We start from the raw sequence: 24,588 nt of genomic DNA, 5'->3' as shown, positions 1-24,588 counted from the left end.
GGCGGCGAGCAGTTGACGTGTGTACGCACGACACACAGATCATGCCTTTTCCATGGACAGTACAACGCCGACGCCTGGCTCTGGCATTCGGCGAGGCTGATGGCATGAAGTTTGCTTGGAATTGCACAGCCCAGTGAGCCGCTTCCCACGTTCGTCTCTCTATTCGACGAAGGAATTGAAGGTAAACATGACGTCCCAACCCAACCTGAGCGACGAAGACAGCTTTCGTAAAACTGTTGAGAGGTTCCTGCAGACTGAATTGCCCGCCGACTTGCGTCGCAAGGTGGTCAACCATCTGCATCTCGACAAAGAGGACTTTCTGCGATGGCACCGCATCGTCCATCGCCAAGGCTGGGTCGGAGCCAGCTGGCCTGCTGAATATGGGGGCACGGGCTGGACCCCCATGCAACAACATATCTGGCAAGAAGCCTGTGCCCTGGCCGGTGCGCCCATCATTCAACCTTTCGGGGTGAACATGGTGGCGCCCGTCATCATCGCCTTTGGCAATGCGCAGCAGAAATCACGTTTCTTGCCGCGCATCCTGTCGGGCGACGACTGGTGGTGCCAGGGTTTCTCCGAACCGGGATCCGGTTCGGATCTCGCCTCGTTGAGCACACGCGCGGAGCGCGATGGCGAGGACTACATTGTCAACGGCCAGAAAACCTGGACCACTTTCGCTCAGTACGCCAACTGGATGTTCTGCCTGGTCCGCACCGACCCGGCGGCGCCCAAGCAGCAAGGCATCTCGTTCCTGCTCGTCGACATGGCCACGCCGGGCATCACGATTCGCCCCATCACCATGCTCGACGGCGAGCAGGACGTCAATGAAGTCTTCTTCGACAACGTGCGCGTTCCCGTGGAAAACCGCCTGGGAGAAGAGAACAAAGGATGGACCTACGCGAAGTTTCTGCTGAGCCACGAACGCACCTCGATCGCAGGCCTGGGACGATCCAAGCGTGAGCTGGCCTTCCTGAAACGTCTGGCCGCAACGCGCCAGGCCGAGGGCCGCCCGTTGACAGCCTCTCCTTTATTCAATGCGCGGATCGCCGACGTAGAAATTCGCCTGATGGCGCTGGAGCTTTTGTTGCTTGAAGGGGTGCAAGGCCTGGCCGCGAACGCCGATGCTCTGGCATCCATGCTCAAGGTAAAGGGCATCAGCATCCAGGAAGACATCACCGAACTCATGATCGACGCCATCGGCCCCGTCGTGTCGCTGCTGGATGCAGGCTACAACCAAGCCGACGCGCCGACGAGCAGCTTCGGCGACGACATCGCCGCGCCACTAGGCCAACAATACCTTGGATACCGCAAGCCCGCCGTGTACGGCGGGGCGACCGAAATCCAGAAGAACATCCTGGCCAAAATGCTCTTGGCCTAGCGAGAGAAGGCGACCATGTCTTTTTCCGATACCGAAGAACGCCAGCAATTTGCCGATTCACTGCAACGCTGGCTGCGGCAGAACTACGAGTTCGAACACCGACGCCGGGTAGCCTCCAGCGAAGACGGCGTCGATGCCGACGACTGGCGCGCGCTAGCCGAGCTGGGGGTCTTCTCCCTGATCGCTCCGGATTGGGCGGACGGCTTCAATGGCGACAGCATCGATATCGGGCTCATCATGCATTACCTGGGGCAAGCTCTGGTAGTCGAGCCTGTACTCGACACGTTGGTCGCGCTGGATGCGCTGAAGGGAGCCCGCGATTCCCGCGATTACATCCGCGACCTTGTCCGCGCCATCGCCGCTGGCGAGGCTCGCGTTTCGTGCGCATTGTTCGATCGAAACTCACGTTACGACATCTCAGGTGGCGCCATGCAGGCCTTACAGGTGGCCGGCGGCTGGCGGTTGAATGGTGAAAAGACCCTGGTTGCCCACGGGGCTACGGCAGATCATTTCCTGCTAAGCACGCGGCTGACTGGCGATGCTCGCGTACCCATGCTGCTCTGCATACCTGCCCATACGGAAGGCCTTGCGACTCGCACCTACCCCACCCTGGACGGAAAACGTGCTTCCGACCTGTACGCAAAAAATGCCTTCGTACCCGAACAGGCGCGCCTTTCCTGTGACCCCGCCTCTCTGACACGTTGCGAGGAGCTTGCAACGACGGCCATCTGTGCCGAGGCCCTGGGTGTCATGGAGGTGCTGAATACGACAACCTTTGCATATCTGAAAACCCGGAAACAGTTTGGCGTGCCGCTGGCCAGCTTTCAGGCACTGCAGCATCGCTGCGCCGACATGCACATGGCGCGCGAGGAAGCCCGCGCCCTCACCCGTGCGGCGCTCCTGGCCATGCGCGACGAAAACGCCGCCAATCGCGCCAAGGTGATAAGTGCAGCCAAAGTCAGTGTCAATCGAGCGCTGCGCTACATCGGCCAGAACGCCATACACCTGCATGGAGGGATCGGGCTGACCGATGAGTTGCCCGTATCGCACTATTTCAAACGCGCCACCGTCATAGGCCGACACTTCGGCGATACCGATCATCATCTCTCACGTTTTATGCGATTGACCGATGCTGCCTTCACGGGCCAGCTTTGATCTACTCCTGAGGAGACTATCTTGACCCGGAAACCCGCAGATTTTTCCGTGCTCGGCGATCAAACGCGTCGCACCATCATCGGAGATGAGTATGTCGATCCGATGCTCGATAGCCTGACGCCCTTTGACTACGAGTGGCAAAGGTTCGTGAACAATCAGTTGTGGGGCCGGACCTGGGCCCGCGGCATTCTGGAGCACCGCCAGTTGAGCCTCGTCAATCTAGGCATGCTGGCGGGCATGGGCCGTATGGAAGAGTTCGAACTGCATTTCCGTATTGCGCTGAACCGTACCAAGGTGCCGTTGGTCCAACTGCGCGAGATCCTGTTCCACATCACGATGTATTGCGGCGTGCCCATAGGCCGAGATTGCTTCGCCATCGCCCGTCGCGTGCTCAAGGAGGAGAACGTCGACCTCTCCACCTTGTCGGTGCCCGATACGCCATGAGTAAGCCATTGCAGCTTACGGTCGGCTTCATCGGCCTGGGCGACATGGGCAAGCCCATGGCCATGCGCCTGCTCAAGGCGGGTATCGACATGGTCGTCTGCGATCGCAATGTAGCCGCCACGCAGGATTTCATCGCGGAAGGTGCCAAGGCCGTACAAAGCGCACGCGACGTGGCTGACCTCGCCGATCTGGTCTTTACCTGCCTACCCAGCCCTGCAATCAGCGAAACGGTGGCCCTGGGCGACGATGGCCTGTTGCATGGCACGCGCATGCGCTGGTACGCAGAATCCTCTACCTCAGGGCCTGAAACCGTGGCGCGCATCGCGGACGGCCTGGCCGCCGCCGGCGTGCAGACCCTCGACGCGCCCGTCAGCGGCGGCCCGCGCGCCGAAGCCGCTGGCCGACTGACATGTTTCGTCGCAGCGTCCCCTGAGGCCTTCGCCGCCGCCAGACCCGTGCTGTCCGTCATGTCCGACAGGCTGTTCCATGTCGGCCACGAGCCTGGCCAGTCTCAGGTACTCAAGCTGGCCAACAACCTGCTGAACGCGGCCTGCCTGACCATCTCCAGCGAGATGGTGCTGATGGCCCAGGCGGCAGGCATAGACCTGAATGTCGCCCTGGAAGTCATCAACGTCAGCACGGGTCGCAACCGCGCCACGGAAGACACATTGCCTACCCAGGTGGCGACAGGAAAATTCCATACGGGTGCCCGTCTCGACATTCTACACAAGGATATTCAGCTCGCACTCAAAGAAGCCGATCGGCTGGAAGTTTCATCCACGGCATCCCAAGGCGTGCTGACGGTCTGGAATCAAGCCATGGCTGCAGGCCTGGGCGCGACAGACCTTACCCGCATCTACGAATTCATAGCTGAAAAGAACCGACTGGCGTCTCGTGCCGGCTAGCTACTCACATTCTCAGAAGATAGGAGACAACTCATGAACAGGAGACAGCATTTCTTGGCCGCGTGTCGGCTGCTGGCCGGCTTGGGCACTTTTGCTTTGACTGTCGCGACTACGCATGCAGCGGATGACTTCCCTAACCGGCCCATTACCCTGGTATCGCCCTACGGAGCAGGCGGCGCCGCCGACATTGCGGCACGGGCTATCGCTGTTGCCGCCGGCAAGGAGCTGGGCCAGCCTGTCGTGGTTGAAAGCAAGCCGGGGGCAGAGGGCCTCGTGGGGGCTGCCGATGTAATGCGCTCGCCACCCGATGGCTATCGGCTGTTCTGGGGCGGTGCCGGGTCAATGATGATCGTACCGGCCCTGCGCAATAATCCGCCATTCGACCCCGCCACGGCGTTCACTCCCATCGCGGGCATCGCTGAATTTTCCTTTTTCCTCTACGTCGACAAGAGCTTCCCGGCCAATAACATGGCGGAGTTCATCAAAGAGGTAAAGGAGAATCCAGGCAAGTACAACTATGGCACGGGAAACAATCAGGGTTTGCTCACCATGAACTACCTGAGCAAGCTGTACGGGCTGAAAATGCAGCAAGTCTCCTATCGCGGCGAGGTTGCCGTGATCAACGACATGATGGCCGGCCGCATGCAGGCGCTCTTTGGTACCGGCGTCGCCGCACCGCACGTCAAGAGTGGTGGGATCAAGGCCCTGGTGACCACACTGTCCGAACGCAGCCCACTCATGCCCGATGTTCCCTCCATGAAAGAAGCCAGCCTCCAGGAGGTGCCCTTCTCGCCAGGCGGCGGCTGGCTGGGCTTTTTCGGACCGGCGGGCATGGACCCCAAGGTTGTGGATCGCTTGGATCGCGCCTTCAGCGCGGCGTTGGCCGACCCCAAAGTGCGGGAAACCATGCAATCGGTCGGCGTAGCCCATGTGCCGATGGATCGCGCACAGCTGGCCAGCTTCGTCGTCAGCCAACGCGACCACTACGTCAAGGCAGTGGGCGAGCTTAGCATCCCCCGCCGTGATTGATGGCGTGAGGTCAGGCGGCGGTGTAACCGCCGTCGACCACCACGTCCGCCCCGGTCATGAAGGAGGCGGCCGGGCTGGCAAGGAACAGCGCCACGTTGGCGATTTCGCCCGGGTCCGCGAAACGGTTGAGCAGGTACTTGGACTCTGCCGCTTTGCGGACTTCAGCCGACATCTTGCCGTAGCGAAATGCGATGCGCTGGGTCCACACTGCCCCCGGCGACAACGAGTTCACGCGCACGCCATCCGCAGCATGATCGATCGCCATCGTGCGGGTCAATTGCAACAACGATCCCTTGGCACTGGTATAGGGCGAACGTCCGCCGCGCCCCACGTGGGCATGCATCGAGGCGATATGCACCACGACACCTCCACCCGCGCCGATCATGCCCGGCAACACTGCGCGCGACATCAGATAGGCGCCGCCCAGATGGGTCCGTACGACTGCGTCCCATTCCTCGGGAGTGATGTCGAGTATGGTGCCGGAGCGATCCAGCGGTGCCGCGCCGGTAACCAGCACGGTCACGGGACCATATTCGTTTTTCACGTGCTGAACGGCATCCAGGGTCTGCGCCTCGTTGGTGACATCACAGACTATGCCGATCGCCTGCCCGCCGGCCTGTCGGATGGCTGCAGCGGTTTGTTCCGCAGCTTCCCGGTTCAAGTCAACACAGGCCACGCGGGCGCCCACGTTGGCGAACAGCGTGCAGATGGCGGAGCCTATGCCGCCACCGCCACCCGTCACAAGGGCGACTTTTCCATCCAATCGAAAAATGCGTTCGTCAGTCATGATGCTTGAGGCCTCGGAGAAATGGCGACATGCCGCCTTGGGACAAAACTCAACAAACACGGGAACGAAGCAATTAGAGTGCCAGCCTCTTTCACAGGCACAGGCAAGCGCCCCGGCGCCCGAGTTGTCTGTGGCAAATACATCTGTCCACAAAGGAGACAAAGATACTTGCCTCAACCCGATGATGTATCCCATGCCGCCACGCCTGCGCTCATACGTGTCGTGCTTGATGCCCACTGGTTTGGCATGCTTCTTGCATCTCATAGAACATTCATGCGGGCCGATTTCGCACGCCTCATGATCGGGAGACAACCATGCTGGGACTGATGCAGGAATGGCCGCTTTTATGCCAACGAATCATTGAATACGCCGCACGTGAACACGGCCAGCGCCGCGTGGTCACGCGGCTGGCCGACCGCAGCCTGAGCGTAAGCAACTATAGCCAAGTCCGGGACATGGCCGCACGCGTATCCAAGCGCCTGATCGCTGACGGCGTGCAGCTGGGCGACCGAATCGGCACCGTTGCGTGGAGTACCGCCCAACACATGGCATGCTGGTATGGCGCCGCGGGGATCGGGGCGGTTTATCACCCGATCAATCCCCGCCTGTTCTCGGAACAAATTGCGTTCATCATCAAGGAAGCGGGCGACCGCCTCATTTTTGTCGACCCAACTTTCTTGGGGCTGCTCGAATCCCTGGCTGCCAACCTGGATTGCGTCGAGCGCTACGTTGTATTGGCCGACACGACCGACATGCCTGACACCACACTGCCCAATGCGATCTCTTTCGACGCCTGGCTGGGTGACACAGATGCCGATTTCTCGTGGCCCACTTTTGACGAAAATACCGCTGCCGCGCTGACCTACACCTCTGGCACAACGGGCAACCCCAAGGGAGTGCTGTATTCGCACCGCGCGATCCTGCTCATGTCGCTCACCGGCGGCAGTCCAGACATGTACGGTTTCTCCGCACAGGACAACATCCTGCAGGTCGTGCCCATGTTCCACGCCAACGGTTGGACATGGCCGTTCTCGGCTCCCATGACCGGAGCAACCCTCGTTTTTCCTGGCCAACACATGGACGGAGCCTCGATAACAGAGTTGCTGATCAACGAGCACATCACCGTCACGGGCGGTGTACCCACCATCTGGCAAAGCGTGCTGGACCATCTGCAGGCACAGAATATCCGCCTTACCGAACTGAAACGCGTGTATATCGGCGGCTCGCCTTGCCCGCACCCTGTCCTGGTGGCACTGCAGGATGTGCACGGCGCCGAAGTCCGGTCGTCATACGGCATGACGGAGATGGGTCCCCTCGGCTCCATCTGTACCCTGCGATCGGAAAACCGCGACGTGCAAGGCGAAGAAAAAATGCATCTGCAGCAATCGCAAGGGCGTCCTCCATTCCTGGTCGAGACACGCACCGTGGATGGACAGGGCGCAGTGCGTCCACGTGACGGCAAGAGTGTGGGACACCTCCAGGTGCGCGGCCCTTGCATCGTCCGCGCGTACTTCAATCACCCCGGGCATGTACTGACCGATGACGGATATTTCGACTCGGGCGACATCACTTCCATCGACGAACTGGGTTACATCCGCCTAACCGATCGCGCCAAAGACCTCGTCAAATCGGGAGGCGAGTGGATATCCACCATCGACATGGAACATGCCGCCATGACGCATCCGGACGTACAGGAAGCCGCGGTCATCGGCGCCAGACATCCCAAATGGGATGAGCGTCCACTGCTGTTCATCGTACTCAAGCCAGGAGTCATGCTGGAGAAAAGCAGGCTGCGTGAATTTCTGGCCGGCAAGATGGCCAAATGGTGGCTGCCCGATGAAATTCTCTTTGTCGATAGCGTTCCGCATACGGCCACGGGAAAGCTGAACAAGGCGGCGCTGCGCAAGGATTATGGCGACTATCTGATCAACTCGGGTTCCCACCAAGAATGAACGTCAAACTGAATATACGCGATGGCGTCGCACTGATAGAGATCAACAATCCCCCCGTCAATGCCCTGTCGACCGAAGTTCTGCAGGCACTGCTCGCCCACGTGGAGCAGGCGAATACGGACCCGGCCTGCCAAGCCATCGTCATAACCGGCGCAGACCGTCACTTTTCCTGCGGCGCCGATATCACCGAATTCGGCCAGCCTGGAGCTGCTGACCTGTATCGGCCGACCATGACCCTGATTGAATCCTCCCGGAAACCGGTGGTCGCGGCAATTCATGGCCTGGCCCTGGGAGGGGGATTGGAACTCGCCCTGGCCTGCCAGGGGCGCGTCGCATCGGGCAATGCCTCGATGGGCTTGCCCGAGGTCAAGTTGGGCATACTGCCCGGGGCCGGAGGAACACAAAGACTCCCCAGGCTGATAGGCGCACAGGCTGCGTTCGACCTGATCGTGAACGGCAAGCAGATCAATGCCAGCGCAGCTCTGCAACGCGGGCTCGTGGACAAGATCACGGACGGCGACGTGCTGGCCGTCGCAACGGCCTATGCCCTGGAACTGGTCGGGAATCCCTCCAGGCGCACGGGCGCCATGAGCGTGCGGGGCAGCATCGACGCGCAGAGCGCGCAGGATGCCATCAACCCCAACTACCCGGCCCGGCAGGCCATTGTTAAATGCGTAGAGGCAGCCAGCAAGCTGCCATTCGAAGACGGCCTGGATCTTGAGCACCGCATGTTCGAACAGTGCCTTGAGAGCAACACCTCGAAAGCCCTGCGACATATCTTCTTCGCCGAACGCGAGGCCGCCAAACTACCCAGCCTGCCTAGCAACATCCGCCCTATCAAGAAAATAGCCGTAATCGGCGCCGGGACCATGGGACGCGGCATTGTCATCAATTTCCTCAATGCGAACCTGGACTCGATTCTGCTCGAAACTAGCTCCGAAGCTCTCAATGCAGGCGTGGAACAAATACGGCGGATCTATGATGCTCAGGTCCAGAAAGGCAGGCTGACCGCCGACCAGGCCGCCAGCCACCTGGCTCGCCTGAAGCCTACGCTGAACGAGCAAGACCTGGCGGACTGCGACTTGGTGATCGAGGCAGTTTTTGAAAACATGGACATCAAGCTTGCGGTGTGCCGAAAACTGGGCGCGATTCTTAGACCCGGGTGCATTCTGGCCAGCAACACCTCCACGCTCGACATCGACGTACTGGCCCAGGCCAGCGGGCGCCCTGCCGACTTTCTAGGCATGCATTTCTTCAGCCCGGCCAACATCATGCGCCTGCTCGAAGTTGTGCGCGGCAAGGACACGTCAGACGAGGTGCTGGCCACGGTCATGCGCTTGGCAAAAATCATACGGAAGACCGCCGTCGTATCAGGTGTCTGCTATGGCTTCATCGGCAACCGCATGCTGGAAAGCTACCTCCGCGAAGCGGACTTCCTGCTCATGGAGGGCGCCAGTCCAAGGCAGATCGACAGCGCCATCGAAGCACTGGGGCTGGCCATGGGCCCATGCCGCATGCTGGACATGGCTGGCATCGATGTCGCGGCCAAGATCGTTATCGAGGCGGGCAAGAGCGGCCTGTTGCCAAACGACCCTGCTTACCGGGCCGTGGTGGGCCAACTCTTTGAGGCAGGCCGGAACGGGCAAAAATCCGGATGCGGCTACTACCGTTATCAAGGCCGGGATGCCATAGACGATCCCGAAGCCCTGAAGCTGTTCGAGTCGCTGGCCACCGAGCACCGCATCGAGCGCAGGGGGAACATCGGCAACGATGAGATCATCGAACGTTGCCTGTATCCGCTTATCAACGAGGGGGCGCGGATCCTCGAAGAAGGCATCGCTTACCGGGCCGGCGACATCGACGTCGTCTGGACCAGCGGCTACGGCTTCCCCGATTTCCGGGGCGGGCCCATGTTCATGGCCGATCACATCGGGGCGGCTCACATCGTCGCCCGGCTTGAGCACTACGCATCCGCGCGCGGCAATGCCCATGGTTACTGGGCAGTTTCGCCTCTCTTGGCGCGCAGCGCCGAGTCGGGTAAGCCACTTGCACGGTTCCGTGGCGCATGACGCCCCACTCAACCAGGAACTCTTCAGAAAATGAAAGACGCCGTTATCGTTTCCACTGCCCGAACACCCATCGGCCGTGCTTTTCGCGGGTCGCTCAATAACATCAAGTCGCCCACGCTGATGGGGCATGCCATCGCTCACGCGACAACGCGTGCAGGCGTGGCACCCGACGAAGTCGATGACGTCATCGTGGGAACCGTACTGACTGCCGGCACGGCAGGTATGAATATCGCCCGCCACGCCGCGCTGGTAGGCGGGCTGCCCGTCAGCGTCGCGGCCCAGACCATGGAGCGGCAATGCGCGTCGGGCCTGATGGCGATTGCCACGGCGGCCAAGCAAATCATGGTCGATGACATGAAAGTCGTCATCGCCGGCGGTCAGGAAAACATCTCCGCGGTGCAGAACGTGTTCTACAAGTTGGCCACTGAAGCGCAAGATCCCAATGCAATTGCTGCCGCGCAGCATATCTACATGCCCATGCTGCAAACCGCCGAATACGTGTCGAGGAAGTACAACATCAGCCGAGAAGCGCAGGACCGCTATGCGCTGCAATCGCAGATGCGCACTGCGACGGCCCAAACGGCGGGACGATTCGATGCAGAAATCGTACCCATCAAGGCACGCATGGCCGTCACCGACAAGGAGACCGGCGCAGTTACCGAACAGGATATCCAACTTGCCAGGGACGAAGGAAACCGCCCGCAAACCACCTACGAGTCCCTGGCAAAACTTGCGCCGGTAATAGAGGGCGGCGTCATTACCGCGGGCAACGCCAGCCAGCTTTCCGATGGTGCGAGCGCCTGTGTCGTCATGGACGGCCGCCTGGCGGAGCAACGCGGGCTGACGCCTCTCGGCATTTACCGCGGCATGGCGGTGGCCGGCTGCGCCCCAGAAGAAATGGGACTGGGGCCCATCTACGCTGTGCCCAAGCTTCTCAAGGCACATGGCCTCAAGGTTTCGGATATCGGGCTGTGGGAACTGAACGAAGCGTTCGCCTGCCAAGCGCTGTATTGTCGGGATTTTCTTGAAATAGACCCGGAAATCTTCAATGTGAATGGCGGGAGCATCTCTGTCGGCCACCCCTATGGCATGACAGGCTCCCGCCTGGCCGGCCATGCACTGATCGAAGGCAAGCGGCGTGGTGTGCGTTATGTCGTCGTCACCATGTGCATCGGTGGCGGCATGGGCGCGGCGGGCCTGTTCGAAGTCGCCTGATGCGAACACAGCGCTACCCACTGTTGATGTCGCCCCTGCAGGTTGGCGCGGCTGAACTGAAGAACCGCGTCATCATGGGGTCTATGCACACCCGCCTCGAAAACGAGGTCAACGGGGTGCAGAAACTCGCCGCCTTCTATGCGGCGCGGGCGCGCGGCGGCGTTTCCCTGATTATCAGCGGTAGCGTGTCGCCGAGCTTTGAGGGCCGCGTGGAAGAAGATGGCGCAGTCCTCGATACGGAAGCGGCGATCGCCGAACACCAGCCCATTGTCGATGCCGTGCATGCGGCTGGTTCCCTCATGCTCATGCAGGTCCTGCACGCGGGCATCTACGCAAAGCACCCGCAGTTGGTTGGCCCATGCGCCACGGCTTCGCCCATCAACCGGCGCATGCCGCGCATGTTGACCACAGCAGAGGTTGCGCGCACCATCGACGACTACGTCCGCTGCGCGGAACTCGCTGCCAAGGCCGGTTATGACGGCGTGGAAGTGATGGGCTCCGAAGGCTATCTGCTGAACCAGTTTGTCGCGCCGCGCACCAACAGGCGCAACGACAAGTGGGGCGGGCCGCTTGAAAACCGGATCCGGCTTCCTGTGGAAATCGTGCGCCGCATCCGGGCCCGATTGGGCACGGGGTTCATGATCGTGTACCGTATTTCAGCCATCGATCTGGTCGAAGGCGGCATGACGGCCGAGGAGATCGACACATTGGCACAGGCTGTCGAACACGCTGGCGCCGACGCCTTGAATACCGGCATCGGGTGGCATGAGTCTGCCGTTCCGACCATTGCCACGCTGGTGCCGCGCGGCGCATTCGCTTTTGCGTCGGCCCGCCTGAAAAGGGCGATTCGCATACCTGTCATCGCCTCGAATCGCATCAACACCCCAGCCATCGCCGAAGCAATTCTTTCGGACGGTGCGGCGGATTTGATTTCCATGGCTCGTCCTCTGCTGGCCGACCCAGGTTTCGTCAACAAGACCGAAGCCGGGCGCGAGGACGAAATCAACGTATGCATCGGCTGTAACCAGGCTTGCCTGGATCACATCTTCACCGGCAGACTGGCCTCCTGCCTGGTCAATCCCGTGGCCTGCCACGAAACCGAGTTCACCTGCAGCCCCCCGGCCAGGCCTCGCCGCATCGCGGTGGTGGGCTCCGGCCCGGCCGGGCTGGCCTGCGCCGCAACAGCGGTGGAACGAGGGCACGAAGTCGTGCTGTTCGAAGCCCAGGACGAGCTCGGCGGGCAACTCAATCTGGCATGCCGGATACCTGGCAAGGAGCGCGAATTCAGGGAGCTTCTGCGCTATTACACGCAGCGCCTGAAGCGCGGTGGCGTAACCGTTCTGTCGGGCAAGCCGGCCAATGTGGACATGTTGGCCGGCCAGGACTTCGACCATGTGGTCATCGCAACAGGCATACGCCCGCGTGTGCCGGAGATCGAAGGCATCGCGCATCAGAAGGTCGTAAGCTACCTTGATGTGATCCTCGGCCATGTAGAAGTAGGCGAACGGGTGGCCATCATCGGCACGGGAGGAATTGGCCACGACATCGCCAATCTACTGACCGCCGACCACGCGGGCGAGCAATCCATCACGGAATTCCTGGCCGAGTGGGGAGTCGACCCGGCCATCACTGAGGGTGGCGGCCTCCGCGTGCCGCAGGCACCAGCACCACGGCGCCACGTCACGCTGTTTCAGCGAAGCTCAGCCAAACCGGCTACGCGCCTGGGCAAGACCACCGGATGGATACACCGCGCTGCACTGGCCCGGCGGGGGGTGCAAACAATCGTGAACTGCACCTATCACCGCATCGACGACGCCGGCCTGCATTACCTGGCTGATGGAGAAGAAAGACTATGTGAAGTCGACCATATCGTGCTGTGTGCCGGACAACTTCCGAATCGGGATCTGGCGGATCGACTTGACCGGTGGGGTGTAGGCGTACACCTGATAGGCGGTGCCCGCCTGGCGTCCGAGCTTGACGCCAAACGGGCCATCGATGAGGGGACACGGCTTGCCTATCTATTCTGATTGAAGGAACGGGGCTCTGACGGAGACTGATATGGACTTGGGATTGACAGGAAAGAAGGCCCTGGTAACCGGTGCCTCCCAGGGCATTGGCCGCGCTGTTGCCGAAGCGCTGGCGCGTGAAGGTTGCGAGCTCCGACTGGTGGCGCGTGACGAGGAAAAACTACGCACGGTGGCTGCAGAGATCACCGCACGACACGGCGTAGTCGTGACGCTCCATGCCATCGACCTGTCTCAGCGTGGCGCCACCGACGCGCTGGTAATGCAATGGGCCGACACGGACATCGTCATCAACAATGCAGGCAGCATCCCGCGTGGCGACATCCTAGCGCTGGACGAGGATGCCTGGCGGCAAGGCTGGGATCTCAAGGTGTATGGCTATATCAACGTTACACGTGAGTTTTATCGACTGATGCAGGCACGCGGAGACGGCGTCATTCTGAATGTCATCGGCATCGGCGCCGAGAAATTTGAATATGCCTATGCCGCAGGGGGGGCGGGGAACGCAGCGCTGGCGGCGTTGACGCGTATCGTCGGAAGCGTCAGCCTGGACTACGGCGTGCGCGTGCTGGGCGTGCACCCCGGCTGGGTCGAGACGGCCAAGTCGAAGCGTTCATTGACGAAACGCGCGGCCTTGGAGTTGGGCGACGAACGGCGCTGGCCTGAACTCATCAAAGATTGGCCTCGCGGCCAGTTGATTCAGCCGCAGGAAATTGCCGACACGGTCACGTACCTGGTTTCGCCCCGAGCCAGCGCCATATCCGGAACCATCATTACCGTGGATGCGGGTTTCACCTCCCGGGGCTATCCACATATCAAGGCACAGCCAGCCCCCGAGCTAGACGGACGGACGTAACTTTCTTGTCAACACGGTATCCGCCATGCTTTTTTGTCCGCTGCACCTCGCTTCATTCGATCACGTCGAATCGACGTTTATCCATCTCTGACGGAAGAAAGACATGACTGACCTCTACGCGCGCTACGCAAGACTAGCCTTTGACCGCCCCAGCCCCAGGGTGCTGCGCATTACGATGCGTTCGCCATTGAAAATGGGCGCCATGGATGCCCTCATGCACCGGGAGGTGTCCGAGATATGGCGGGATGTCGACGCCGATGACAGCGTGAACGTCGTCATCTTCACCGGTGACGGCAAGACATTCTCGGCCGGCGGCGACCTCAAACACGAGCGCAAGGTCTGTGACGACTACGCGCTCAGGATGCGAGCGATGAAGGAATCGCGCGATTTGGTCACCAACATGCTCGACTGCCGCAAACCCATCGTCACCGCGGCCCGCGGCTGGGCGGTGGGCGCCGGACTGGCGACTGTGCTGCTGGCCGACGTCTCCATCGTGGCCAAGGACGCCAAGTTCTCCGACGGTCACCTGAAGATCGGCGTCGCAGCGGGAGACCACGCCGCGATTATATGGCCCATCCTGTGCGGCATGGCCAAGGCCAAGTACTACCTGCTGACGGCGGAAACTTTCACCGGCGAGGACGCCGAACGAATGAACCTGGTTTCCCTTGCCCTGCCCGATGAAGAAGTAGAGGCACGCGCCGTCGAGATCGCGTCCCGCCTCGCCCAGGGTGCGCCCGCTGCGCAACGCTGGACCAAGATGATGCTCAATCACTGGATCAAGCAGGCCCAGCCCATTTTTGACGCGTCGCTGGCCCTGGAATTCACCGGTTTTGCCGGGCCGGAAGGTACCGAAGGAATCGACGCCTTCCTGGAGAAACGCAGCCCTGACTTCAATCCTGACTGCCCCTTCTGATGCGCTTTCGAGTTGGGTGAAAGAGGTACAGCGGGTTGGGGCCGAAACTGGTCCCCTACCCGTACGGCAAACGCCTAGATCCGGCGAAGCAACTGACCGTAACCATTAAGGGGTCCGGTTTCTCCAATCATGTGCAAGGCGGCCCAGATACTTACCTGCGTGGTCGACAGGACCGGTTTTCCGAGCTCCTGCTCGAGTTGCTCCAACACATCCATCGTGCGCCAGTTGGTGCAGGCCAGAACAATTGCCTGGGCCTGCGGGCAGTCTATCTCGCGCGCAAGATCGCGCGCGGAACTGCCATCCAGGCGTCCGACCACCAAGTTGTCGACAAGACCCAGGCCCTTGACGCGGACCACCTCGAAACCGCTGGCTTCCAGGAAGCCCTTTGCAATGCTGTTCACCTTGTCGTCGTATGCAGCACCCAGCGCCACCCGCGATATGCCCAGCTTCTTCAGGGCATTGACCAGAGCCGTCGAGGTCGTTGTCGCCGGCTTGCCAGAGGCCCGCTCTATACGCCGCGTGACTTCGACATCGTAACCCAGGCCCTTGAGAAAGCTCGGTGCCGTCGCGCCGAGCACCAACACATCGACATCCGCGCTGGCCAGGTTGCGTGCCTGCGTTTCGATGTCACCCACGACATTCTCGATCGAATCCGTCGCTATCTGCGTCAAATACAGACGGGCCGCATGCAGCGTTACGTGCGCAGGCAAGGCGCGATAGAACTCCGGTTCAATGGTAGTGTTCGACGAGGGCACAAACAAACCAATTCGGCTCATGTTGATGGCTCACTGAGGTGACGGATGATCGGAAAGGACTACCGAGGTTTGCGCGGCATGGCGGCCGGCGATGCGGCCGGACACGAAGGCCCAGCCCAGGTGATGTCCGTGGCCTTCGAGCAGCAGGCCTCCCTGGCCAGCCGAACCCGCCGCGTACAAGCCCGCGATAGGCTGTCCGTCGACGTTCAGCACCTCCAGGCGCTCATTGACGGACAAGCCGCCGTCGGTGAACACGACATAGCTCTTGACCGGACCGAGCGCGTAGTATGGACCTGGTCCGATCGCCGGCCGGACGCCCCGGTCCTCGGAAGTGTTGTACTGGTCGATGGTGTCGCGTAGCTCCTGAGGGGGAACTCCCATGCTGACGGCAAGTTGCGGCAAGGTATCACCCCGATGGAAAATGTCTGGCCGGTTTCTTTGATAATCCTTCAGATAGGCGTAGGCAACACCGGGCGCGGTCGATATGAAATGCGGCCACTTCCTGAATCGGCCGGCAAGCGCTTCGTCCATGACGATCCATGCCACTTTCCCTGGCTGCAACGCAACATCGGCGGCGGGACCATCCAGCTCGTTGGTGAAGCGCCGTCCCTGCTTGTTGATCAGAATTGCGCCCTGACGCATCAAACCGGAGGATGGGCCCAACGCCGTGGTCAGGAAGCTCATCAGGAAAGGCCGCAAAATGGCTGGTGGGATGTGCCCCATCGACCAGGCGATCATGCGGGCAAAAAGACGGGACGGCGGCAGACGCTGAACGAAGCTGCGGCGCACCGGAGGAATGAACCTCATGATAGGGCCCCGTACGATATCTCCGTTGATGACGCGCGCACCGATGGCCAACGCCATCCGGTGGCCGTCGCCTGTAGCGGTCGGGTTGACGGGCTCTACGGGCACGACACCCGGCGTGGCCAGGCTGCTCTTGAGGTCCGCCGCACCACTGTAGTCGCCTGACGCAAGGACCACACCATACCTGGCCATGAATCGTAGTTCGCGGCCATCTGGCCCGGTGGCCATCGCGCCCATCACCCGGCCATTCTCGACTATGAAACGGGTCGATGCCGTGCAGAGGCGGATTTCCACTCCCAGGGCCCTGCAGTGACGCGACAAATGATACGCAAATGATTTCGAATTGGGCACGACATTGTGCATGCGTGCGACCCTATGCGGAGGCTCCTCTTCGGGCCCGACAAAAACCACGCCAAGGTCCATCAGCCATTGCAGCGCTTCACTGCTGTTGTCGACCAGGATCCGTCGCAGGCTCAGGTTGTCGCGCGAGACAAGTTTCCCGGCATGCAATGCCAGATCATCGAAATGCGCGTCTGCGGTATCCTGGATGCCCGCGGCCCGTTGGTGCGGTGTGCCCGCGGCCGTGACAGACCCGACCGACCACGACGTGGATCCGCCCGGCTGGGGATTTTTCTCCAGTACCACCACGCGCCGGCCAGCTTTGGCGGCTTCGTAGGCGGCTGCCAGGCCGGCTCCGCCTGCCCCGATCACCAGGACATCCGTAACAGTCTCTGTCATTCGCCCTGAAATCCATGCATTGGTGCTGCGCCGGAGCGGCAAGAAGATGACATCGACAGTTTGCGTTCTTACGTTGCGCGCGACAATTTAAAAAAGACAAAGCAGGGCTTTGCTGTTCCCAAATTTCAGCCTTCAAGCGAAGAAACAGAATCGAAGAACGATCCCTGTGCTCGCCTGAAAGGCTCGCGTGGCGTCAATCGCTTTGCAAGATGAAATCAATAAGCTCGCGCGCATAAGCAGGCAGCCCGGCCTGCGTGCGCACACAGATCCGCAGCTCGCGCGTCGCCCATTCATCGAGCAGCTGCACGATCGCGATGCGCGCCAACCTGGCATGACGGCGCGCAGCCATCTCTGGCAACACGCCGATTCCGACGCCCGCTTCCACCATGCGGCACATAGCGTCGTAACTGCAGACATGAATACGTTGGTGCATGGCCTTGCCCAACAGCTTCACTTCCTGCTGTAAGTACGAGTACGAAGCACTGCGCGAGTCCAGACTGATGAATTCGTATTCGAGCGCGTCGGCAAAATGGATGGGCTGCGCCCGCGCCAGCGGATGATCCTGCGGAGCAACGATAACCATCTGGTCTTTCTTGTAAGGCAGCGTTTCCAGGCCGTCGGCCGGTACGCGAGCCGAAATGACGCCGATATCCGCTGCCCCTTCCAATACAGACTGCACGATCTCGGCGCTAAGGCGCTCCTGCAGGTCGACAGTAATGGCCGCGTGAATGTCGAAGAACCTGGCAAGCACCTCCGGCAAGAATTCACAGATGGCCGTGGCGTTTGCAAACAGGCGGACATGCCCCCGGACGCCCTGCGTAAAAGGCTGTATCTCGTTCTGCAGCAAATCCGCCTCGTCGAGCATACGCAGCGCGTGTGTCAGCAGCACTTCGCCCGCCCGCGTGGGCGACACGCCGCGCTTGTTCCGATATAGCAGTTGAGCGCCCAGCCGCTCCTCCAAGCTCTTGATGCGCAAGCTCGCCGCAGCGACCGACAGGAAGGATTTCTCTGCGCCCTTGGTCAGGCTCTGGCTTTCCACCACCATGATGAACAGCCTGAGGTCGACCAGATCGAAGCGGGGGATGTTCGACATTACCGGAATCGCAGCTTAGAGAGGGTTCACTATGGAATGATCCTGTTGGCCCGGTAGAAGTCGAAGCTCTCCTGCCACATTCGCAACGTGTCCACCCTGTCCTGGAACCCGTGAGCGCGAGCCTTCTCCATGGAAGAAACGACGTCCCACTGGGGCGCGAAGACATAATCGCCATACGCCCACTGAGCGACCGAACGCAAGTCGGAGCGGCGCAAGCCATGGGCGGAAATCATGCGATTCCAGACTTCCGCGTGACGGTCCGGATATCCGACCAGCGGCTGCGCCTCGCCCACCGTCCAATCCATGCCGAAGTAGCCAGCCAATTCAGGCCACATCGCACTCCAGGGTTCCGGATCGTCGTTCACGATATTGAACGCCTGATTGGCGCACGCCGGCTCAGAGAGCAGCCACTCAATGGCTCGCGCCAGCATCGGAAGCCAAGTGAACTGCGTTCTGGCCTCGAAGGCTTTGCGGGTTCCGGGAAACTGCAAAGGCAGGCCCAGCTCCTTCTGGATGGAAGCATAGATGGCAATCAGCAGCGTGATGCTCCGGGGCTCTGACATGCTCAGATCACAGAACGTATGAGGACGCGAAATGCTCCAGTTCCATGGACGCCCACGTTGCTGCGCCACCAGGAGATCCTGCTGTGGATAATAGAACAGCTTGCCGTCGTGGCGTGGCGCGTCTTCGTGGTAAGGCACCCGTCCAGGTCCCAGATAATGCCCGTAGTACTTGGTGCCATGCACGAGATGGACATGGACGAGATCGGGCCGGTCACCGACCGCCGCGAGCAGGTTGGCAAGCATCTGCAAGTTGATGTCGGCCGATTCCTGCTTTCCTCCAGCATGGTCATGGCGCGCTGCATAGACAATGTGCGTGATCCCAGGCAAGGCGGCCAGCTTCTCGCGGCAATCAACGGCGTCGAGCAAGTCGACCGCCAGCATGGGCAACCCCGCGCCACTCCTTGCCCCTCGGGACAGGCCAATGGGATTCCAGTCGCCGCGGTTCATGAAATGACGCGCGACACTGGCGCCTATCTGCCCCGTCGCACCTGCTATCAGTACCTGTTTTTGAGCCATGGAGTTCGCTATGGATTGAAAGGTTTATAAACCGCCACGCCGGCCTGTTGCACCCGTTTCGCGTTCGTGTTCATCGGCACTGTGGCGATGCCGCGATACATGGTGGATCGGTCCAACCCGACGGCTTTCAGCCAGGAAAAGGTGATGCCTGGCAGCACCAGGTCCGGAACATCTCGGTCGACCAGGTACAGCACGTGGTCCGCCGGAACATCCGGCGCCGTCCGCAGCCCCTCAAACAGGTTGCGCCGGTAGAACCGTTTGTCGATCAGCGGCAGCCATGGCCCCATACCCCTGATCTTCTGGTAATAGGGGTCGTCGAATACCGCTGCGCTATCCACCGAATACATAGCCAACGACGCTGGATGACCGGGGCTGTCGGTCTTGAAGCGGCGTGCCGAATGGATGCCATTTACAGTTTCCATGATACGCAGGTGTTCTACGTACCATACGTCCCACTCGGGCTCGCGGTCTCGATCCAGCAGCCCGCTTTGACTCATGAATATCATCCCCGTCCTCCACGCGATAAAAATGGCCGACTTCGGCCTTATGGCTCAGTTGAGCTGCAGGCCAGTCCGTTTGACGACAGGGCCCCACTTGTCGAGCTCATCCTGGATCTTCTTCGAGAAGTCTTCGGGCGCCCCTCCCACAGGCTCATAGCCGACGGCCAACAGGCGCGCCCGCATGTCCGGATCGGACAGAACCCGATTGAAGGCCTCGTTCAGGCGGCCGATTCTGTCGGCGGGAGTACCCACCGGCGCGAGTACGCCATTCCACGAGGTCACATCGTAGCCAGGCACCCCCGATTCCGATATCGTCGGCAGGTCCGGCAGGCTCAGCGAACGCTTCTCGCTGGTAGTGGCAATGGCGCGCAGCTTTCCGGCCTCGATATTGGCAAGCATCGTCGACGGTTCGCCGAAAACCATGTCGATCTCCCCGCTGAGCAAGGCCATGGCGGCCGGCCCACCCCCCTTGTAGGGCACATGCATCAACTGGACGCCTGCCATTGTGGCGAACAACTCCCCCGTCAGGTGATTGATGGCGCCGTTGCCGCTGGAGCCGAATCGCAGCTTGCCCGGAGACGCCTTCGCCAACGCGATAAGATCCTTCACGCTGTGCGCCTGGACCGCTGCATTGACTGCCAGCAGCTGCGGCACCGAAGTCAGGAAAACAACCGGTGCGAAGTCGCTCTGGGTGAATGGCATCTTCTTGTAGATATGTGGATTCACCGAATGCGTTCCCGAGTAGGCAAAAACGATGGTGTATCCGTCTGGCGCGGCATCAGCCCCCGCACGAGCGCCGATATTTCCGCCCGCACCGCCCTGGTTGATGATGATGACGGGCTGGCCCAGCTCTTTCGCGACCTTGTCGCTGAACATGCGGGCCACGACATCTGCGCCGCCTCCCACCGGCCAGGGAACGATCCACTTGATCGGCCGATCAGGGTAGCCCTGCGCCCATACAGCATGCGAGAACAGGGTTGCCGTCAGCAGCAAAAGGGGTTTCCAGATCTGCTTCATGGGTTGTCTCCTTTGATTTTGAGTGCCGGGACAGACCACGACACCTCCTTCTTCTAATGAGTTTGATCAGGCTAGCGCCGCGAAAGACTGCTGCTTGAACCCACGCGGGCGACATGCATGGCAATCTTCAGAGGTGCGATCTTCCTCCCTAGTCAGGTGCCAGGAATTCCGTTATCAGCGTAACCAGCTCGCCCACGCCAAGAATGACGACCAGGGTGATACCAGCAACGGCCAATGCAATAGGCAACACGTACCACGCCAGCAGGCCCCAACCCAGCGCCGTTACCAATGCCCCCATAAGCACGGCCGAAGCCACTGCAATGACCTTGCCGTGTCGAGCGACCATATTCAAAATGGGAAACCGAACCTTGCTGGAGGCTGCTGCCTGCGGGGCAGCGCGAAGTTCGCCTGACGCATCTTTGACGCCAGGGCGCAGGTTCACGACCACCGCTTCGGGATGCTCGATAGCGCATGCCTTCCCCTCCAGCGTGGCGATGCGCTCCGCAGCCAGCAAGCCGAAGCAGCCCGCCTTTATCAGGCCGCCTAGGTAAGCCGCCCGTTTTCCGCCCTCCAAACCTCCCGTGGTAGCGCCTGCGGCGAACAGACCGGGAATCGGCTGTCGGTGGGTATCCAGCACTTGCGAGTTTTCGTCGATATCTATGCCGCCCATCGTGTAGGTGATCCCCATGCAGAGGGGGATCGCCATCAGCGGAAGCTGATGGATGCGATGGGCCGGGATCTGATCCGACCGGGGAATATCCAGGCTCGACAGGGTCCCCGCTTCAAGCGCGTGGTTGTAGTCATCCAGCGTGCGCGACAACGCCGTGGGCGGGACACCCATTTGCCGCGCCAGCTCCTCCACTGAATTCGCACGCAGGACTGTTCCGCCGGCTCGCTCCAGCAAAGGGTTCGCCGGAATGCGCGCCGAGGTCCCGGGCCCTTGCCAGATCGCTGCATCGAACACCGCGTACAGCTTTTCCTGTCCCGCCCGTGCGGCCAGCTCGTTGGTCACGCAGACCCCAGGCCTGCCCTCGTCTACACAGCGGCAGCCGGAAACGTCGACCACGATTCCAGCCGTGGCGATGGCATCGATTTCGGGATACGGCCAGACCTGATCGTTGTGCCAGGCATCGCTGCACAGCAAGTGTCCGTAGAAACGACTGCAGTCCGTCAACGCCGCGCCGGCCGCCTGCGCCATGCGCAGACCGTCACCGCGGGCATTGCCCGCACCACGCTGGAAAAGCGCATCGAAGAATGGCGCGATATGTTGCTCTACCAGTAGCCTACTGGCCTGGAAGCCGCCATCGGCAAGCACACAGTACCTGGCCGGCCATTCGGCCGGCAGGCCGTCGCATAGGCCACGAACCCCCACACAACGGCCTTCATTCATCAGCAACGCATCGGCACGTGCCCGCAGTTGCAATTTTCCACCCATCTCGACCAGGCTGCGCGCCAGCTGACGCAGCAGCAGGTCCGGCCCGCGCTTTTTCCAGTCCGGGCCGGCGCGCAGCGACCGTGGCGGCGACAGGCACCAACGGTAGCCTTCCTGCAGGTTGAAACGCATGAACCTGGCGCCCTGCTCCTGCAGCCAGACAATCAGGCGGGCGCCCGTCTTCGCCAGTGCATGAGCGAGCTCGGGCTTGGCCTCGCCGTCGGTTAGCTGATCAATGACGCCGGCAAGTTCCTTGGCAGGCCGATAAGGGTCGTGGAAGGCGATATGAAGGATCCCGCCCGACTGGCGCGAATTGCATGGATAATCCTCGCCATCGCCCTGCTCCAGCACCAGCGGGCGCAAGCCCAGCTGAGCGGCCCGCACGCCCGCGGTCAGACCGGCCAGGCCGCCGCCGACGATGACCAGATCGGGAAGAAAGGGATCATCACTCATCGCGTTTCTAACGGAACATCACGCTCGCTGGAGCCATATGCGGTCATGGAGCACCAAGACACCGGGCTCGCCGCCATCATGAGATCTTCAGGTTCGAAAGCTTGGCCATACGCTTGATGTTCTCCGCATCTTTCACCATGAAATCCAGCCATTCCTCCGCGCTGCCGGGCATGGTTTCCATACCCTGGCTTTCGATGGACTGCCGGACCGATTCATCTTCTATCGACCGCTGGGTAACATTGTTCAGTTTGGCAATCACCTCTTGTGGCATCCCCTTGGGTCCGACGAACCCGAACCAACACAGGAAATCAAAATCGGGGTAGCCCAGCTCTTCGAAGGTGGGGATATCGGGAAGGGTCTTCGACCGCTGCTGGCCGCTGACTGCCAACGCCTTGACTTTGCCGGCGCGCAACATCGGCAGGGCAGAAGGCAGCGTGGGGAAATTGGCATCGACTTGTCCGGACACCGCCGCGACCACACTGTCGCCCGCCCCCTTGAAAGGCACATGCAGCAGCTTTATTCCTGCCAGCTTGCTGAAGTACTCGCCACAAAGCTGGGTCGTACCGGCGATCCCGTCCGATCCGTAGCTGAGTCGATGCTCCTTCTGGCGCGCGAGTCCCACGAAATCGCTGACATTGCTCACCGGCACGGAATTGTTGACCAACATCACGACGGGGGTTTTGGTGACCGCGGCAATAGGGGTGCATACCGCGAGCGGATCGTAGCTGTGGCCGGCCTTCAAGATGGAGTGAATAAAGGCGCCGCTGGCGTTCATCAGAATGGTGTACCCGTCGGCGGCAGCCCTCTCCACTTGTCCGGAAGCCAGCGTGCCGGCTGCTCCGGGCTTGTTTTCCACTACCAGCGGCTGTCCGAACAAAGTCGACATTTTTTTCGAGACGATCCTGGCAGTGACGTCTGTGCCACCTCCAGGGGAAAAACCGACGATGATCGTCACCGGACGGGATGGATAGCCTTGCGCGAAGGCAATCTTCGGAACCGAGATCGCCGCCGCTGCAAGCATGAAGCTTCTACGTGTTATCAATGTTGTCTCCTCCGGGTCAGACCCACTCATCCAGCCAGACTGGCGGCGAGCGCTCATCCGGACGCTGCGTAGTCGGACAGGTTGAAGTCTTCTTCAAGCACTGCACGCACCCGTGCCATCCCGATAGACATCGCGCCCCCGTCCACTACGATCTCTGACGCGTTGATGTAGCTTGAATGGTCCGAAGCCAGGAACAACACGGCTTGCGCGACCTCGACCGTCTCGGCAGCCCGACCCGCCGGCATGACCCGCTCATTGGCATGCCGCCACCCAGCCGTCGCTTCGGAAGTCATTTGCGTATCGGAAACTTGCGCGGGATGGACCGAGTTCACCCGGATGCCCCAGCTCAGCAAATCGAGCGCCGCGCTCTTGGTAATGCCGCGCAACCCCCATTTGCTTGCGGAATAGGCCACGCCCGGGTGTCCGGCCAGGCCCGCCGTGGACGAAATATTGATGATCGACCCGCCGCCCGAATCGCGGATCAGCGGCGCCAACGCCTGGATTCCAAGCATCGGGCCCGTCAGGTTCACGTCGATTACACGCTGCCATTCTTCCAGGAAGATGGTCGATACGCCGGTGCGGCTGACAATACCGGCATTGTTGACCAGCACATGCAACGATCCGAATTCGCGCGTGACGTACTCCACCAGCAACGACCAGCTCGCAGCAGAGGCAACATCCAGCCTGATGAAACCGGCGTGGCCGCCGCCACGCCGAATGGCCTCGGCGACAGCCTCGCCACGGTCGGCAGCCACATCCGCCACTACCACCGAAGCGCCTGCGGCGGCGAACACCTTCGCCTGGGCGCTTCCAAGACCGCCGCCCGCCCCGGTTACGAGCACCACCTTGTCCGCAAATCGGGCATCGTTGCGTTTCATGCTTGCTCCCGCGTACTAGGCTGCTCATCGACCGGCCATCGGTCGGCGATGAATCGGTACTAGGTATGGG

Annotated in this window: 21 protein-coding genes; 11 read left to right on the top strand and 10 right to left on the bottom strand. The window is 61.0% G+C overall.

The window, feature by feature from the left end; all coding sequences use genetic code 11:
* The first annotated feature begins 187 nt into the window (after window positions 1–187).
* From ACYBYQ_RS03700 to ACYBYQ_RS03680, 5 genes are read left to right on the top strand one after another with little or no spacing between them, the layout of a single operon-like run.
* A complete protein-coding gene (locus ACYBYQ_RS03700) occupies window positions 188–1,378 on the top strand; it encodes an acyl-CoA dehydrogenase family protein (protein ID WP_459617030.1) in 1,191 nt (396 codons plus the stop codon).
* Between the two features lie 15 nt (window positions 1,379–1,393).
* Entirely contained in the window at window positions 1,394–2,533 is a 1,140-nt protein-coding gene (locus ACYBYQ_RS03695; protein ID WP_459617029.1) for an acyl-CoA dehydrogenase family protein, read from the top strand.
* A gap of 21 nt (window positions 2,534–2,554) precedes the next feature.
* Window positions 2,555–2,977, top strand: a complete 423-nt coding sequence (locus ACYBYQ_RS03690; protein WP_459617028.1) for a carboxymuconolactone decarboxylase family protein — start codon at window positions 2,555–2,557, stop codon at window positions 2,975–2,977.
* A complete protein-coding gene (locus tag ACYBYQ_RS03685; RefSeq protein ID WP_459617027.1) occupies window positions 2,974–3,882 on the top strand; it encodes an NAD(P)-dependent oxidoreductase in 909 nt (302 codons plus the stop codon). The genes ACYBYQ_RS03690 and ACYBYQ_RS03685 overlap by 4 nt, the downstream gene beginning before the upstream one ends.
* Window positions 3,883–3,915: 33 nt before the next feature.
* A complete protein-coding gene (locus ACYBYQ_RS03680) occupies window positions 3,916–4,911 on the top strand; it encodes a Bug family tripartite tricarboxylate transporter substrate binding protein (protein WP_459617026.1) in 996 nt (331 codons plus the stop codon).
* A 10-nt stretch (window positions 4,912–4,921) separates the two neighbouring features.
* Here ACYBYQ_RS03680 and ACYBYQ_RS03675 read toward each other — a convergent pair whose 3' ends face one another.
* Window positions 4,922–5,698, bottom strand: a complete 777-nt coding sequence (locus tag ACYBYQ_RS03675; protein WP_459617025.1) for an SDR family NAD(P)-dependent oxidoreductase — start codon at window positions 5,696–5,698, stop codon at window positions 4,922–4,924.
* Window positions 5,699–6,012: 314 nt separating this feature from the next.
* On the opposite strand from ACYBYQ_RS03675, the gene ACYBYQ_RS03670 reads away from it, so the two are divergent.
* From ACYBYQ_RS03670 to ACYBYQ_RS03645, 6 genes are all read left to right on the top strand, one after another.
* A complete protein-coding gene (locus ACYBYQ_RS03670; RefSeq protein WP_459617024.1) occupies window positions 6,013–7,650 on the top strand; it encodes a long-chain-fatty-acid--CoA ligase in 1,638 nt (545 codons plus the stop codon).
* Window positions 7,647–9,719, top strand: a complete 2,073-nt coding sequence (locus ACYBYQ_RS03665; protein ID WP_459617023.1) for a 3-hydroxyacyl-CoA dehydrogenase NAD-binding domain-containing protein — start codon at window positions 7,647–7,649, stop codon at window positions 9,717–9,719. The genes ACYBYQ_RS03670 and ACYBYQ_RS03665 overlap by 4 nt, the downstream gene beginning before the upstream one ends.
* Window positions 9,720–9,749: 30 nt before the next feature.
* Window positions 9,750–10,934 (top strand): acetyl-CoA C-acyltransferase, encoded by a 1,185-nt coding sequence (locus ACYBYQ_RS03660; protein WP_459617022.1) that lies wholly within the window; start codon window positions 9,750–9,752, stop codon window positions 10,932–10,934.
* Entirely contained in the window at window positions 10,934–12,961 is a 2,028-nt protein-coding gene (locus ACYBYQ_RS03655) for an oxidoreductase (protein WP_459617021.1), read from the top strand. The genes ACYBYQ_RS03660 and ACYBYQ_RS03655 overlap by 1 nt, the downstream gene beginning before the upstream one ends.
* A 31-nt stretch (window positions 12,962–12,992) precedes the next feature.
* Window positions 12,993–13,814, top strand: a complete 822-nt coding sequence (locus ACYBYQ_RS03650; protein WP_459617020.1) for a short-chain dehydrogenase/reductase — start codon at window positions 12,993–12,995, stop codon at window positions 13,812–13,814.
* 103 nt (window positions 13,815–13,917) lie between these two features.
* Window positions 13,918–14,727: an enoyl-CoA hydratase/isomerase family protein gene (locus tag ACYBYQ_RS03645; RefSeq protein WP_459617019.1), complete on the top strand. Its 810-nt coding sequence runs from the start codon at window positions 13,918–13,920 to the stop codon at window positions 14,725–14,727.
* A gap of 74 nt (window positions 14,728–14,801) precedes the next feature.
* Here the strand turns inward: ACYBYQ_RS03645 and ACYBYQ_RS03640 are convergent, their stop codons facing one another.
* From ACYBYQ_RS03640 to ACYBYQ_RS03600, 9 genes are all read right to left on the bottom strand, one after another.
* Window positions 14,802–15,503, bottom strand: a complete 702-nt coding sequence (locus ACYBYQ_RS03640) for a maleate cis-trans isomerase family protein (protein ID WP_459617018.1) — start codon at window positions 15,501–15,503, stop codon at window positions 14,802–14,804.
* A gap of 9 nt (window positions 15,504–15,512) precedes the next feature.
* The gene (locus ACYBYQ_RS03635; protein WP_459617017.1) at window positions 15,513–17,024 is read right to left on the bottom strand and encodes an FAD-dependent oxidoreductase; all 1,512 of its coding nucleotides are present in this window, start codon (window positions 17,022–17,024) and stop codon (window positions 15,513–15,515) included.
* Window positions 17,025–17,217: 193 nt separating this feature from the next.
* On the bottom strand, window positions 17,218–18,117 hold the full coding sequence (locus tag ACYBYQ_RS03630; protein WP_459617016.1) for a LysR family transcriptional regulator: 900 nt from the start codon (window positions 18,115–18,117) through the stop codon (window positions 17,218–17,220).
* A gap of 29 nt (window positions 18,118–18,146) precedes the next feature.
* The gene (locus ACYBYQ_RS03625) at window positions 18,147–19,196 is read right to left on the bottom strand and encodes an NAD-dependent epimerase/dehydratase family protein (RefSeq protein ID WP_459617015.1); all 1,050 of its coding nucleotides are present in this window, start codon (window positions 19,194–19,196) and stop codon (window positions 18,147–18,149) included.
* Window positions 19,197–19,204: 8 nt separating this feature from the next.
* Window positions 19,205–19,702, bottom strand: coding sequence for a hypothetical protein (locus tag ACYBYQ_RS03620; RefSeq protein WP_459617014.1), 498 nt, complete (start codon window positions 19,700–19,702; stop codon window positions 19,205–19,207).
* A gap of 45 nt (window positions 19,703–19,747) precedes the next feature.
* Window positions 19,748–20,713, bottom strand: a complete 966-nt coding sequence (locus ACYBYQ_RS03615; protein ID WP_459617013.1) for a Bug family tripartite tricarboxylate transporter substrate binding protein — start codon at window positions 20,711–20,713, stop codon at window positions 19,748–19,750.
* A gap of 148 nt (window positions 20,714–20,861) precedes the next feature.
* Entirely contained in the window at window positions 20,862–22,598 is a 1,737-nt protein-coding gene (locus ACYBYQ_RS03610) for an FAD-dependent oxidoreductase (RefSeq protein ID WP_459617012.1), read from the bottom strand.
* 76 nt (window positions 22,599–22,674) lie between these two features.
* Window positions 22,675–23,619: a Bug family tripartite tricarboxylate transporter substrate binding protein gene (locus tag ACYBYQ_RS03605; protein ID WP_459617011.1), complete on the bottom strand. Its 945-nt coding sequence runs from the start codon at window positions 23,617–23,619 to the stop codon at window positions 22,675–22,677.
* A 74-nt stretch (window positions 23,620–23,693) separates the two neighbouring features.
* On the bottom strand, window positions 23,694–24,518 hold the full coding sequence (locus tag ACYBYQ_RS03600; protein ID WP_459617010.1) for an SDR family oxidoreductase: 825 nt from the start codon (window positions 24,516–24,518) through the stop codon (window positions 23,694–23,696).
* Between the last annotated feature and the right edge of the window lie 70 nt (window positions 24,519–24,588).

The sequence above is a fragment of the Bordetella sp. 2513F2 genome, assembly GCF_054642735.1.
This window is presented reverse-complemented; position numbering and strand designations above follow the sequence as displayed.

What these genes read in the sequence shown, in the direction of transcription:
- ACYBYQ_RS03680 (WP_459617026.1), top strand. Translation starts at nt 3,916, where the DNA reads ATGAACAGGAGACAGCATTTCTTGGCCGCGTGTCGGCTGCTGGCCGGC.
- ACYBYQ_RS03605 (WP_459617011.1), bottom strand. Translation starts at nt 23,619, where the DNA reads ATGCTTGCAGCGGCGGCGATCTCGGTTCCGAAGATTGCCTTCGCGCAA.
- ACYBYQ_RS03695 (WP_459617029.1), top strand. Translation starts at nt 1,394, where the DNA reads ATGTCTTTTTCCGATACCGAAGAACGCCAGCAATTTGCCGATTCACTG.
- ACYBYQ_RS03685 (WP_459617027.1), top strand. Translation starts at nt 2,974, where the DNA reads ATGAGTAAGCCATTGCAGCTTACGGTCGGCTTCATCGGCCTGGGCGAC.
- ACYBYQ_RS03670 (WP_459617024.1), top strand. Translation starts at nt 6,013, where the DNA reads ATGCTGGGACTGATGCAGGAATGGCCGCTTTTATGCCAACGAATCATT.
- ACYBYQ_RS03645 (WP_459617019.1), top strand. Translation starts at nt 13,918, where the DNA reads ATGACTGACCTCTACGCGCGCTACGCAAGACTAGCCTTTGACCGCCCC.
- ACYBYQ_RS03665 (WP_459617023.1), top strand. Translation starts at nt 7,647, where the DNA reads ATGAACGTCAAACTGAATATACGCGATGGCGTCGCACTGATAGAGATC.
- ACYBYQ_RS03615 (WP_459617013.1), bottom strand. Translation starts at nt 20,713, where the DNA reads ATGAAGCAGATCTGGAAACCCCTTTTGCTGCTGACGGCAACCCTGTTC.
- ACYBYQ_RS03630 (WP_459617016.1), bottom strand. Translation starts at nt 18,117, where the DNA reads ATGTCGAACATCCCCCGCTTCGATCTGGTCGACCTCAGGCTGTTCATC.
- ACYBYQ_RS03660 (WP_459617022.1), top strand. Translation starts at nt 9,750, where the DNA reads ATGAAAGACGCCGTTATCGTTTCCACTGCCCGAACACCCATCGGCCGT.
- ACYBYQ_RS03640 (WP_459617018.1), bottom strand. Translation starts at nt 15,503, where the DNA reads ATGAGCCGAATTGGTTTGTTTGTGCCCTCGTCGAACACTACCATTGAA.
- ACYBYQ_RS03625 (WP_459617015.1), bottom strand. Translation starts at nt 19,196, where the DNA reads ATGGCTCAAAAACAGGTACTGATAGCAGGTGCGACGGGGCAGATAGGC.
- ACYBYQ_RS03655 (WP_459617021.1), top strand. Translation starts at nt 10,934, where the DNA reads ATGCGAACACAGCGCTACCCACTGTTGATGTCGCCCCTGCAGGTTGGC.
- ACYBYQ_RS03610 (WP_459617012.1), bottom strand. Translation starts at nt 22,598, where the DNA reads ATGAGTGATGATCCCTTTCTTCCCGATCTGGTCATCGTCGGCGGCGGC.
- ACYBYQ_RS03635 (WP_459617017.1), bottom strand. Translation starts at nt 17,024, where the DNA reads ATGACAGAGACTGTTACGGATGTCCTGGTGATCGGGGCAGGCGGAGCC.
- ACYBYQ_RS03700 (WP_459617030.1), top strand. Translation starts at nt 188, where the DNA reads ATGACGTCCCAACCCAACCTGAGCGACGAAGACAGCTTTCGTAAAACT.
- ACYBYQ_RS03620 (WP_459617014.1), bottom strand. Translation starts at nt 19,702, where the DNA reads ATGATATTCATGAGTCAAAGCGGGCTGCTGGATCGAGACCGCGAGCCC.
- ACYBYQ_RS03675 (WP_459617025.1), bottom strand. Translation starts at nt 5,698, where the DNA reads ATGACTGACGAACGCATTTTTCGATTGGATGGAAAAGTCGCCCTTGTG.
- ACYBYQ_RS03650 (WP_459617020.1), top strand. Translation starts at nt 12,993, where the DNA reads ATGGACTTGGGATTGACAGGAAAGAAGGCCCTGGTAACCGGTGCCTCC.
- ACYBYQ_RS03600 (WP_459617010.1), bottom strand. Translation starts at nt 24,518, where the DNA reads ATGAAACGCAACGATGCCCGATTTGCGGACAAGGTGGTGCTCGTAACC.